The sequence below is a fragment of the Mucilaginibacter dorajii genome (genome assembly GCF_024808255.1).
Taxonomy (GTDB): Bacteria; Bacteroidota; Bacteroidia; order Sphingobacteriales; family Sphingobacteriaceae; genus Mucilaginibacter; species Mucilaginibacter dorajii.
Genome location: NZ_JANTYS010000002.1, coordinates 224,837 through 237,862 on the forward strand (window position 1 = coordinate 224,837; position 13,026 = coordinate 237,862).

A 13,026-nucleotide genomic window follows, 5' to 3' on the forward strand; every position below is an offset into this window, starting at 1 on the left:
AGCCGGGTTTTACCTCTTAACCATAAACTATAAATAACTATCAATACAACCAACTACATACCCGGCTTTTTGGCAACGCCAATAATATCAAGATTGGTAAGCTCAAGCGATTTAACCATATCTTTTACCGTAGCCTTATACTTTTTAAAATGAGCTGTTTCAATATGGGATTTGTAGGCGGCCGAATCGGCATATATTTCAAGGATGGTGATATGCGATGGGTGTTCTTTATCGGCAACCGCGTAATAACTTAATACGCCGGGCTCTTCGCTTACGGCCATTTTCATTTGCTCTTTAAGCGCGGCATTATACTGCTCCAATTGCGCGGGATCAACCTCAATCTTCGCCGTCCTAACCATTTGATTTTTTTGTTGAGCCATAGCCTGCCTGTTACAAATTACTGCCAGTAAAACAACAAGATAAAAGAGTCTCTTTTTCATCTGCTTTAAGATTTACCCTAAGTTAACTATTTTAGCCAGACAGGCTGAAAATTCGGCCTATTGAATGAATACCTGATTTGGAAAGTAAAAGAATATTTCCCAATTTATCATCACCAACACCACTGTTATGACAAGCGATAAACCCACCACTATTGATGAATATATTGCCGGCTTTCCGGCCGATATTCAAAAGCTATTGCAGGAAGTTAGGGAAGCCATCCGCTCGGAAGCTCCTGAGGCCGGCGAAAAAATAGGGTATGGCATCCCTACCTTTACCCTTAACGGCAACCTTATCCACTTTGCAGCTTTTAAAAACCATATAGGGCTTTACCCTACACCAAACGGATTGGAAGAGTTTAAGGATGAACTTTCGGGGTATAAAGGAGCCAAGGGATCGGTTCAGTTTCCGCTTGATCAATCCATGCCTATCGATCTTATCAAAAGGATCACCCGGTTCAGAGTGGCTAAAATGATGGCCAAGCCTAAGAAGAAATAATTGATTTAATTTAACTCATTAACATATTTATTCAACAATTGCAAATTGCTCAAAGCATTACCCATAGTATTGTTAAAATAAGTATAAACTATTTTGCCTTCCTGCTGCCATTCTTTTATGTATTGGGCATATTCATATAAAAAGTCATCGGCGTAGCTCCCACGGTATCCGCCTTCGGGGCCGTGGAAACGAAGATAAACCACATCATCGGCTATCGCTGTTAGCGGTGTTGCAGATGCGGGCATATCATGAATCACCATACTCATTCCATATTGCTGTAGCAGCTCGTAAACATTTTCCTGGTACCAGTTGCCGTGTCTGAACTCTATAGCTATATCCCATTCCTTTTCAGGATCATTCATGCGGATCACATCGATCAGTTGCCTAAAAGCGTGCAAATTATTTACCTGGATACTTGCCGGGAATTGAACCAGCAATGAGCCTTTTTTATCGCAGGCGTTAGCTATCGCCTGCATAAAACGCTCTACATCCTCCGGCTTAAAGACAAGGTGTTTATTGTGGGTAATCTCCCGCCAAAGTTTAAAGGTAAACCGGAAGCCATCGGGTACCTCATCGGTCCACTTTTTTATCGTTTTGCCGATGGGAAGTTTATAAAAGGAACTATTGATCTCGATAGAATTAAACAGCGTGGCATAATAGCCAAGCCTGCTCAACTGCTGATGTTCCGGGGCAAAATCGCGCTTGGGAATCGGGATTTGCAAGCCGCTTGTTCCGGTGTAAAATGTATTATGATCCACGTAGCTATAATAGCTGTTGGTGGCTTATTGTTTATAATTACTTTGTTAAAACCACAATACGCGCAATCGTGCCGCCAGGCGTTATTATATCCGATGTTAACACAGCTTTGTGGGATGATTGTACCGAAAGATCAAAATCAGTAGAAGCACCTTTTAGAATTGCACCATCAAATTCATGTACTATACTATAATTGATATGCAATTTATTTCCGGGCTGCACGGTATAAGTTGCCGAATCTACCTTACCGGCTACGTGGGCTATGAGCTGTCCGTTTGCCATAAAGTCATAACTATCTGTAGCCTGCCCCACGTAGGTACCTCCACCTGGCGTACCATTTGGGCCGATGCCCGAAGTGTGGGTTGAATCGCTCACCAGTTGCCATTTACCGGTTATACCGGCATTAGCATCTTTTTTACAGGATAAAAAGCCGGTGATTATAAGGGCGATAAAGCTGAGGGTGAGGCAATTTTTCATAACAGTAATAATGGTTTATAAACATTACGCACGCCGGTATTAAAATGATACACCTGTATAAAAAATCAATGATAATAATATTAAGTTTACTCATCATCTGTAAGTAAATTTAACTTCCAATGATAAATTACATGTTTAAACATCTTATTTTTACATCATGGAATTAGGCATCAGCACATTTGGCGAAGTAGAACCCGATGGTACACCCGGCAATGCAAAAAACGCGCACCTGCGTGTACAGCAATTATTGGAAGAAGTTAAACTGGCTGATGAGGTTGGCCTGGATGTATTTGCCTTTGGCGAACATCACCGGCCCGATTTTGTGATCTCGGCACCAGAGGTGTTTATGGCCGCCGCGGCAGCTATCACCAAAAATATTAAACTGTCCAGTTCAGTAACCGTATTAAGTTCTGCCGATCCGGTGCGTACCTTCCAGAATTTCGCTACGGTCGATCTGATCTCCGGCGGTCGTGCCGAAATGATCGCGGGGCGTGGTTCATTTATTGAATCGTTTCCGCTTTTTGGTTTAAACCTTGATGATTACGATGCCCTGTTTACCGAAAAGCTGGAAATGTTTTTGCAGATCAACAAGCAGGAAATTGTAAACTGGCAGGGCAAATTCCGGGCACCGGTTAAACAAGGTGTATACCCACGTCCTTTGCAGGATGGCATTCCAGTTTGGATAGGTGTTGGTGGTACCCGTGCTTCGGCGCTGCGTGCCGGGCGCATGAACCTGCCTATGATCATTGCCATATTGGGCAGCAACCCCAAACATTTTGTACCTTTTGTAGAAGCCTACCGTGAGTCGGCGGCCAAAGCCGGGCACGATGTAGATAAACTGCAATTGGGCATATCATCGCAATTTTATGTGGCCAATAACGCCGACCAGGCCGCCGATGAGTTTTACCCATCCTACGCTGCCCTCATGACCCGCGTTGGCCGCGACAGGGGCTGGTCGCCCATGACCAGGGATTCATTTGAATGGCTACGCCAGGATGGCCCGCTGGTTGTAGGCGATGTGCAAATGGCAGTTGACAAAATAATGCAGCAATATGAACTATTTGGCAATACCCGTTTTATAGCCCAACTGGTAACCGGCCATACCCCACATGAAAAGATATTGAAGGCAATTGAGATTTACGGAACAAAGGTGGCGCCTATAATTCGGAAGGAAACAGCTGCTGCTTAATCTTAATGCGTTCCACCAGAAGAGTTGGAAGTACTTTGTGCCTACCCATAACATCTTGTAGATCCCAGACTTACGAAGTTTTGAAAACTTCGTAAGTCTTTCGTCACTTTGCCCCCCATTCAGAGGCCCCGGATTTACCACTCGACATAACAGGGTGAAAAGGGCAGATGATTGTTACATCCGCTCCCATACTCTTAACATCTATTTAAACTAACTTTAACAACATAAAGGTTTCTTTGCCTAATATAGCGGCGGGCAATTGCCTGCTTTATCTTTACATCAGCATGAATAACTTTACCCGGACTATCGCCTTATCAGCACTCGCCACTATTTGTTATACCGCTACGCAAGCCCAAACCAGGGCATATACTGTTGCAGACGCGCACTCGCATAACGATTATAAAAACAATATCCCCTTTTTTAGGGCTTACGAAAAAGGCTTTGGCAGCATTGAGGCCGATGTTTACGCCGTAAACGGACAATTGATAGTGGCACACAGTAAAAAGGAGATCACGGCCAATCATTCATTAAAAAAACTATATATCGATCCGCTGATCGAAAAATTTCAGCGTGATCCAAAAAGACAATTGCGCCTGCTTATCGAAATAAAGGAAGACCACAAAGCCGTATTACCACTGGTAATCAAAGAGCTTAAGCCACTGGAGCAATATTTTTCTTATCCAGGTAACCCGGGCAGGTTATCAATTGTGATGACAGGAGCGGTGCCACCAGCCGATGAAGTAAATAATTATCCCGATTGGATTTCTTTTGATGTTGATCATTTAGATGGCTATACTCCTAACCAATGGAAAAAGATTGGCCTGGTAAGCTATCCAATAAGCAAATACATTAAGTGGAACGGTAAAGGAGTACTTAACCGCGACGAAATTGCCAAAATAAAGGCAGGTATTGATAGTGTGCACCAGGCAGGCAAAATGATCCGTTTTTGGGAAACACCAGACACCAAAAGTAGCTGGCTGGCCCTCATGCGTTTAGGGGTTGATGTAATTGGCACCGATAAAATTGAGGAGCTTGGCGATTTCCTGAATGCCCAACCTACCAACACCTACGTGCAGCCCGCCCCTACTACCATATATAAGCCCACCTATAAAACAGATGGCGCGAATAAAAAAGTAAAGAACATTATTTTATGTATTGGTGATGGCATGGGTTTATCGCAGATCTACGCTACTTATACGGCTAACCGCGGACAGCTTAACATCTTCCAGATGCAAAACATAGGCTTCTCCATTACCAATGCTGCCGACGCTTATATTACCGATTCGGCGGCTGGTGCTACCGCTATTGCATCGGGACAAAAAACCAATGATCGGGCAATTGGCGTTGATCCCGAAGGTAACCCCTTAAAATCATTAGCAGTTTACAGCACCGATGCCGGCAAAAAAACGGCAGACATTGTAGTTTGCGAATTAACCGATGCTACACCCGCGGCTTTTTACGCCCACCAAATGGAACGGGGCAGCACCACGGCCATTGCTAATGATATTACATCATCATCCATAGATATTTTCCTGGGTTCGGGCTATAAAGATTTTACGCAAAAGATAAATGGGTTAAGCCCGTTAGACAAAATGCAGCAGAAAGGTTATACCGTTATCCGCAGCTTTAATGACTTTTTAAACTCGCCATCAAAAAAAATCCTTGCCCTGGTTGATGACCAGGAAACACGCCCCAAAATGCATGGCCGGGGCGATTACCTGCCACAAGCTTTCAATAAAGTGGCAAGTACACTTAAGGATGAGCCAAACGGCTTTTTTGTGATGATAGAAGGTTCGCAGATTGACCATGGCGGCCATGCCAACAATATTAAACAGGTAATTACCGAAAACAATGATTTTGACCAGATGGTTGGCAAAGCCCTGCAATTTGCCGACGAAGATGGCGAAACCCTGGTTATTGTAACTGCCGACCACGAAACGGGCGGACTAACCCTGCTTGATGGTAGCATTAAAAATGGCTATGTACATGGCAGTTTTAGTACTAACGACCATACCGGCACGCCCGTACCCGTTTTTGCTTACGGAGTGCATGCCGGCGATTTTAGGGGCGTTTATAACAACACCGAGATCTTTAATAAGCTGCTGGCGTTGATTAAAGGTAAATAACGGGGTACTATAATATCAATGAGGGCAGGTTAACTTAGCCTGTCCTTTAGTTCAAACTGTTTAATAATGCCCATTTTAGGGCTGTTTACCGGTTTAGGGATCTCAATTAGCCGCACCCGGTAAAGCATATGCGGGAATTGTTTGCCACCCATGGTTGTCCACATATTGTTGCTTTCATCAAAGCCAGGGGCATAACTATCTACATTTAACCTAAAACCAGGCATACCATCTTCCTGGTCGGTATCGGCCAGTTTGGTAAATATGGGGTTCTTTTCAAAAAAGGCAACCATCCGCGAAAGCATCTTCAATGAATCGGGGTAAGACAGGTAATTACATGACGAGAACAAAACATACAGGTTGAGATATTTTGGAGCGGTTTTACTACCGATACTGCCACGCAGGCTCTCGGCAATGTTTTTCATCACGTTATCTTCAGATACATTTACCAGCGTAACCAATATGTTGTTCAGGTTGCGTACTTCTTCATCGCTTAAATGGGCCACGTTGCGCAACTGGGTAAAATCTGCAGGCAGGTTGGCGTCTGTACTTGTTAAGTGTTCGTTTAACTGTTGCGCCAAAAAGTTTACAGCCTGGTATATCATATTGATGAATTTTAGTGCGTTATCTTGGGCAGTAAAATTGATAATAAACAGATTTTTTACAGTCAGGGCGGGTACGTAAGTTGATGCGTAGTTTTACGCGAATGTTGGGTATAAAAGAAGTTATGTAAGGGAATTGTTGATGGTGATGATAAATCTCATATTAATGCAGAAGTTTTGCACCTACGGAGCAAAATAGATTTTTGTTTTTTGCTACAAAGCTTTTGTCCCTACGAGACAGTCATTTTAATTAAAATCGATTATATCATTAAGTTGTAATGACAAGTTGCTCCAGCGGAGCAAAAGCTTTGTAGCAAATTTTAAGACAGGGTATTTTGCTCCGTAGGTGCAAAACCCAACCATACCTTATTCTGTTTAACAAGGGATTTAAGCTGTAATTAAACCCACTCCCTCCTTCACAACCAAAATGTTTATATATTTAAAAATCAAACAAATAAACACCTGAACCCTTTTATCACTAAATAACATGCAATGCCTAAGTGGATTAAAATAATTTTGAAGGTAATTGGGGCTCTGGCAGCCGTGGTAATTGTTGCCTTTTTGGGCATCACCATGTACATTGTTTTTAACAAGGAAAAGGTACTTAAAATGATGACCACCGCGCTTAATAAAAACCTGAACGGTACGCTTACGATAGGCAAACTCGATCCTACTTTTTTTAAAGGTTTTCCTGGGGTATCCGTTACGCTTAAAGACGTAGTTATTAAAGACGCGCAGTGGAGCGTGCACCATCATACTTTATTGGATGCAAAAAACTTTGCTGTATCTGTTAACGCCGCCGCCCTGTTTCATGGCAGCGTACAAATTACCAAAATAGATATTATCGATGCCAATATAGATTTGTTTACCGATAGCACCGGCTACAGCAACACATCTGTTTTTAAAAGCAAACCCAAAGACAAAAATGCTCCTAAAGATACCAGCAGCTCATCAACCCAAATAAAACGCTTTACGCTTAACAAGGTGAATTTTGTGGTTGATGACCGCAAAGCTTTTAAGCTGTTTAAATTTGAAGTACAGGATGTTGACGGGCGAATGGAATACCCTTCAACAGGCTGGCATGCCTATATTGATTTGCAAACCCTGGTTAAAAGTTTCGCTTTCAATACCCGGCAAGGTAGTTTTATGAAAGACAAACAGCTCAACGGCTCTTTTGATATTACCTACAATGAGCCGGCTAAACTCATTACCGTTGCGCCAAAAGTTTTAAATATTGGCGACGACGCTTTTACCATTGGCGGCAAGTTTAACCTGGCCAAGCCGGATGTTGATTTTGTTTTAAACATCGCCGATGATAATATTTTGTGGACAAGTGCCTCACACCTGCTTTCGCCCAATATTACCAAAAGCTTAAACAAGTTTAATATTGATGAGCCCTTTGCCGTAACCTGCAATATTGCAGGATCGTTTGGCGGTGGCGGCGATCCATCCATATTTGTTACAGCCAATGTGAAAGATAATGTGGTGACCATACCCGGTAATAAAATTGAAAATTGCAGTTTTAAGGGCGTGTTTTCAAACAACTATGTTAACGGTAAGGGCTTTAATGATGATAACTCCGTTATAAAACTTTATCATTTTAACGGTACGTATAAACAGGTGCCCTTTACTATAGATACCGCTTTCATCAACAACTTAAACGTACCTGTGGCTACGGGCATTTTCAAATCGCACTTTGATATTGCCAAACTTAACCATGCCATTGGCGATGATGACCTTAGGTTTACCAAAGGCTACGCCGATTTAAAACTGGCCTACAAAGCCGATTTGGTTAACTACAAAATCTCGAAACCCAAACTGGCGGGTACCATTAGCGTAAAAAACGCCGACGTAAGCTATGTGCCCCGCAACCTTAATTTTAAAAACACAGCCGTCACCATCAAATTTGCTGGCGACGATTTGCTGCTGAACGGTATTCGCCTGCAAACGGGTAATAGCATTGTATTTATGGAAGGGCGGGTAAATAATTTTTTGAACCTGTACTACACCGCGCCCGAAAAGATTTTGCTTAGCTGGCAGGTACGCAGCCCGCAATTGCATTTGGCCGAGTTTTTGGGCTTTTTAAACAGCAGGCAACCGGCAGAGCCTGTTAAAAGTGTGGCCGGTGGTAAAACCAATATCAATAGCGCGTTAAGTACCGCCTTTGAAAAAGGCCGCGCCGAAATTCATTTACGGGTTGATAAGGTATACTACAAGAACTTTTTGGCAACAGATGCCACTGCCGATTTCCTGATGGCCGACAATGTTATTAAGGTTAATAATGTGAGCGTGAAACATGCCGGCGGCTCGTTAAAACTCAACGGCAATTTTGTACAAAGCGGCGCTGTTAATGACTTTACCGTTAACACAAAAATTGACAATGTGAATACCAGTGGCTTTTTTGCAGCATTTAATAATTTTGGCATGCAAAACTTCACCTCCAAAAACCTAACCGGCTTTTTATCGGCACAGGCACACCTTACCGGTAAAATAAATAGCGGCGGCAATATTGTGCCGCGATCATTAAAAGGTTTGGTTACTGTTGATCTGAAACAAGGTTCGTTATTGAATTTTACGCCGATAACCAGTGTGGGCAAATTCGCGTTTCCATTTCGCGATCTTAAAAACATTAAGTTTGAAAACCTTAACATGAAGTTTGACGTAGACGGAGATAAGATCAACATCAGCCCTATGCAGATCAATTCAAGCGTGCTTAATATGGATGTGGCTGGGGTTTACTCCATGGGCAAGGGAACCAATATAGCATTGGATATTCCCTTGCGTAACCCAAAAGGTGATACCGCGATAGTTGATCAAACCGAAAAAAATAAAAAAAGGATGAAAGGCATTGTACTGCACATTTTAGCAGCCGATGGCGATGATGGTAAAATAAAGATCAAATGGAACAAAAACAGGGATAAAAAAGATGACAAAGACAAGAAGGGTAACGACAATATTACAGGAGAAGAAAAAGGAAGCAATTAGTTATAAAATAAAAGCTATATTAGCCTCATTTTAGCTATATCAAATACTTGTATTTTTGACACAATAATAGCAATTAAATCCGTATCTTTGTGCATCCATTTAAGAGATATCACAATTTGATTAAACAATTACCGGTTACTGCATTATTCAATATTGTAAATGCCGCGCGTCCTAACGCCACTTCAAGAGCCAACCCTCGTTTTATAAATATCCCGGGTTTTAAGAAAATTATAGGAGCACCGTTTAATTCATCATATTTTTTATTGCAGGTTAAACCAACCTTGTGAAATCTTATCGGAAGTATATAGCTGTAAAAAAATCTATTCAATAAAATGAGACAACTCAAAATATCCCAATCCATTACCAATCGTGAATCTCAGTCACTTGAGAAATATCTTCACGAGATAGGTAAAGTAGATTTAATATCTGCCCAGGAAGAAGTGATCCTGGCGCAAAAGATCCGTGAGGGCGACCAGGCCGCATTAGAAAGGTTAACTAAAACCAACCTTCGTTTTGTGGTATCTGTGGCAAAGCAATATCAAAACCAGGGCCTTACTTTAGGCGATTTGATTAATGAAGGAAACTTAGGCCTTATTAAAGCGGCCAAACGTTTTGATGAAACCAAAGGCTTCAAATTCATTTCATATGCTGTATGGTGGATCCGTCAGTCAATATTATCAGCCGTTGCAGAGCAATCACGTATTGTGCGTTTACCTTTGAACCAAATTGGTTCATTAAGCAAAATTCACAAAGCGGCATCAAAATTAGAGCAAGAATTTGAGAGGCAGCCAACACCAGAAGAACTGGCCGAGGACCTGGAGATATCTGTTGACAAAATTGCTGATTCATTGAGCAATGCCGGCCGTCAGATCTCTATGGATGCACCTTTCATCCAGGGTGAAGAAAACACTTTACTTGATGTTTTACAAAGTACCGATGCTGCAACTGATACCGAACTGATGATGGATTCATTATCACAAGAGATCAAACGTTCATTAGGGATCCTTGCCGAGCGTGACCGTGAAGTAATTATCCTGTTCTTCGGTTTAGGTGGTTATGCCGCTCATTCATTAGAAGAAATAGGCGAGAAATTTAACCTTACCCGCGAGCGTGTACGCCAGTTAAAAGACAAAGCCTTAATGCGCTTACGTCATAACTCAAAATCAAACCTGTTACAATCATACTTGAACTAAGCGATTTTAACAGCAAATATAAAAAGCGCGAATGATGAAAAGTTATTCGCGCTTTTTTTGTGGGTTAACTGACAACATAAAGTTATGTCATTGCGAGCGTAGCGCGGCAATCTCGTAGCCTTATAGGGCGAATATGCATAGCGACGAGATTGCTTCGTTCCTCGCAATGACATAGTGGCACTGTCATCGTTAAGAAAAATAACGGAGTTATAGCATAACTTTTAACTCCACAAAAAAAGCATCTGCCCTTTTCAGAACAGATGCTTGTACGATTATAATAATAGTTTATTTTGATTAACCTACTTTTACATTTACCGCATTTAAGCCTTTTTTACCTTGTTCTACGTCGTAGGTAACGCTATCGTTTTCACGGATAGTGTCGATAAGGCCTGAGGCATGTACAAAAACTTCGGCACCACCATTTGTAGGTACGATAAATCCGAATCCTTTGCTTTCATTGAAAAATTTTACTGTTCCTTGCATTATATTTTTATTTAATTAGGCGAAGTTACACTTAATAAATCAACAATCTACTATAAATAAGGCAATTAAGTTTTTTTACTCAAAAAACACCATTACAATAAAGGCCCAGAAAATTATCCGGGGCCTTTATTGTAAGCAAGTTAGCCCTTTTATTAGTGGGCTAAAGTGGTACTGCTATACATGTGATATTCGCCCGGTGCAAGCGATATGGAGTAATTAACTGAGGCTACAATAATGCTGGCCCCCGTTAAAACATCGGTATAAGTACCCGTTGACGGGAAGGTAACGGTACCGGTTTGCGCTGCCACATCAAAGTTGCCCACCACAACCACGTTGGCGCTGGCATCTTTTAACTGGATGCTTTTGATATAGCCACCTAAATCATAAGAGTAATTGGTGGTTGCAAATACCGCGTTCTTTTTACGGATTTTGATTAGCTGCGCATAAATACTATATAGATGCCTGCGTAAAGGGTCGCTATTATAGTTCCATAAAATGGGCTTGTTACCCGTACGGCCGTTGTTATCAATGGTGATATCGTAGCCAAGCTCGCCAAACTGCCAAAACATTTTAGGGCCAGGCACTGCAAACAGGAACGCTGCAGCCATCTCCTGGCGTTTTAAACCTGTAGGAATATCCTTTACATTGTAGCTGCCCGATGAATTTCCGTAAGTTTCATTTTTAAACATCAGGCGTTCTTCATCATGGCTTTCAAAATACCCAACCAGTTGGTTTGGCAGTGTAAAGGTATGCTGATCATAAAAAAGGCCCTGAAAATTCCAATCGGTGTTATAACCCATAGTAGCCTGGTTAGCGTTATAATTTAAATTGTTCCACATGATCATGCCTTCGCCGGCCAGTTCCTTTTCTTCCTGGTTGACAGCAAAGTGTTCAAGGATCACGTAAAAGTTATTGTTATCTATGCTTTTAATATAGTTGTTGTAATCTTTCCAGATGGCTACCCTGCTGGCATCATACTGGTTCCATGCTGCTACAGCGGCATCGCTGGTGCCATAATTAACCTGCGTGAATCCTTTAGAAAGGTCAAATCTGAAACCATCAATTTTGTACTCCTGCATCCAGAATTTAAGTACATTTTTTACAAAATATTTAGTTTCGGCCTTTTCATGATTAAACTGGTACCCTACATTATAAGGGTGTGTAGGATTAACATTATACCAGGGATTATCTGATGTTGGTTTACCGGCAGTTTTATCAAAATACATTTGTACCATTGGCGATTGACCAAAAGAGTGATTAAGCACAATATCCTGTATAACGGCTATGCCCCTTGAGTGGCACTCGTCAATCACGGCCTTTAAAGCGTTTTTAGTACCATAATATTTATCGGGTGCAAAATAAAATGATGGGTTGTAACCCCATGAAAGATTACCCTCAAATTCGTTAACAGGCATCAACTCAACAGCGGTAACACCCAAATTTGACAGATAGTTAAGTGTATCCTTTAAAGTTTGATAATTATGTGCCGCGGTAAAGTCACGTACCAGTAACTCATAAATTACAAGGTTCTTTTTATCCGGACGGGTAAATGAAGTGTTTTTCCAGGTATAAGCCGGCTGGTTGGCTTGTAGTACACTCACATTACCGGTGGTTTTGCCGGTTGGGTAAGCTTTTAAGCCGGGGTAAGTATCGGCACCTATGTAGCTATCGTTATCCGGATCGAGCACCTTTTCGGTATATGGATCGGCCACGCGCAGGGTGCCGTCAATAAAGTATTGGTAGCCGTACTCGGTATTAGGGTCCAGGCCATCAATCTGTATCCACCAGCGTTTACCATCTTTAGTATGATTCATGGCATATTTGGCATCAACAGTCCAGCTGTTAAAATCACCTATTACGCTTACCGACGTTTTTGAGGGTGCATACAAATTAAGAATAACAGATTTACCGGAGTTGATATAAGTAACCCCATCAACAGCCCCGGCGGGTAAGTCTTTCCCCCCGGTCACCGTCGTGGTAGTATCTCCGGGAACGTTCCCGGAATTATCCACAGGAGAAGATTTCTTGCATGAAGCAGATCCAATCACCAACAAGGTGACCGCCAAAAAGTAAACATTTTTGATTATCATATATTTTGCATTTATAAAATTGGTTCTATAAAAATAGCCGGTTTTTTCTATTTAAGTACAGGAATACTCAAAATAAAATTTCATCAGTATAAAAAGAAAGAAATACACAATGAATATCAGGCGTTTACAAAAGTATATATTTAGGTTTTAAGAAACAAGATATTGTTTGGGCGGAAAAAGGCTAACAGTTGT

The 13,026-nt window shown here is 41.7% G+C and carries 11 protein-coding genes; 5 read left to right on the forward strand and 6 right to left on the reverse strand.

What is annotated here, in order from left to right; translation table 11 throughout:
- Window positions 1-53: 53 nt before the first annotated feature.
- On the reverse strand, window positions 54-440 hold the full coding sequence (locus FHS10_RS02955; protein WP_259087555.1) for a putative quinol monooxygenase: 387 nt from the start codon (window positions 438-440) through the stop codon (window positions 54-56).
- Window positions 441-567: 127 nt separating this feature from the next.
- Between FHS10_RS02955 and FHS10_RS02960 the strand changes: the two genes are divergently transcribed.
- Complete coding sequence (locus tag FHS10_RS02960) at window positions 568-936, forward strand: iron chaperone (protein ID WP_259087556.1); 369 nt, start codon at window positions 568-570, stop codon at window positions 934-936.
- A 5-nt stretch (window positions 937-941) separates the two neighbouring features.
- Here FHS10_RS02960 and FHS10_RS02965 read toward each other — a convergent pair whose 3' ends face one another.
- Both FHS10_RS02965 and FHS10_RS02970 read right to left on the reverse strand, forming a co-directional pair.
- Complete coding sequence (locus tag FHS10_RS02965; RefSeq protein WP_259087557.1) at window positions 942-1,694, reverse strand: DUF72 domain-containing protein; 753 nt, start codon at window positions 1,692-1,694, stop codon at window positions 942-944.
- A gap of 37 nt (window positions 1,695-1,731) precedes the next feature.
- Window positions 1,732-2,169: a hypothetical protein gene (locus FHS10_RS02970; protein WP_259087558.1), complete on the reverse strand. Its 438-nt coding sequence runs from the start codon at window positions 2,167-2,169 to the stop codon at window positions 1,732-1,734.
- 157 nt (window positions 2,170-2,326) lie between these two features.
- On the opposite strand from FHS10_RS02970, the gene FHS10_RS02975 reads away from it, so the two are divergent.
- Both FHS10_RS02975 and FHS10_RS02980 read left to right on the forward strand, forming a co-directional pair.
- The gene (locus FHS10_RS02975) at window positions 2,327-3,358 is read left to right on the forward strand and encodes an LLM class flavin-dependent oxidoreductase (RefSeq protein ID WP_259087559.1); all 1,032 of its coding nucleotides are present in this window, start codon (window positions 2,327-2,329) and stop codon (window positions 3,356-3,358) included.
- A gap of 284 nt (window positions 3,359-3,642) precedes the next feature.
- The gene (locus tag FHS10_RS02980; protein WP_259087560.1) at window positions 3,643-5,484 is read left to right on the forward strand and encodes an alkaline phosphatase; all 1,842 of its coding nucleotides are present in this window, start codon (window positions 3,643-3,645) and stop codon (window positions 5,482-5,484) included.
- 29 nt (window positions 5,485-5,513) lie between these two features.
- Here the strand turns inward: FHS10_RS02980 and FHS10_RS02985 are convergent, their stop codons facing one another.
- Window positions 5,514-6,086, reverse strand: coding sequence for a contractile injection system cap protein (locus FHS10_RS02985; RefSeq protein WP_259087561.1), 573 nt, complete (start codon window positions 6,084-6,086; stop codon window positions 5,514-5,516).
- Between the two features lie 489 nt (window positions 6,087-6,575).
- Here FHS10_RS02985 and FHS10_RS02990 point away from each other — a divergent pair, with 489 nt between their 5' ends.
- Complete coding sequence (locus FHS10_RS02990) at window positions 6,576-9,068, forward strand: AsmA family protein (RefSeq protein ID WP_259087562.1); 2,493 nt, start codon at window positions 6,576-6,578, stop codon at window positions 9,066-9,068.
- Window positions 9,069-9,400: 332 nt separating this feature from the next.
- Window positions 9,401-10,261, forward strand: coding sequence for a sigma-70 family RNA polymerase sigma factor (locus tag FHS10_RS02995; protein WP_259087563.1), 861 nt, complete (start codon window positions 9,401-9,403; stop codon window positions 10,259-10,261).
- A gap of 294 nt (window positions 10,262-10,555) precedes the next feature.
- On the opposite strand, the gene FHS10_RS03000 is transcribed toward FHS10_RS02995, so the two are convergent.
- Window positions 10,556-10,747 (reverse strand): cold-shock protein, encoded by a 192-nt coding sequence (locus FHS10_RS03000; RefSeq protein ID WP_090652398.1) that lies wholly within the window; start codon window positions 10,745-10,747, stop codon window positions 10,556-10,558.
- Window positions 10,748-10,896: 149 nt separating this feature from the next.
- Window positions 10,897-12,834: an alpha-amylase family glycosyl hydrolase gene (locus FHS10_RS03005; protein ID WP_259087564.1), complete on the reverse strand. Its 1,938-nt coding sequence runs from the start codon at window positions 12,832-12,834 to the stop codon at window positions 10,897-10,899.
- Window positions 12,835-13,026: the final 192 nt, after the last annotated feature.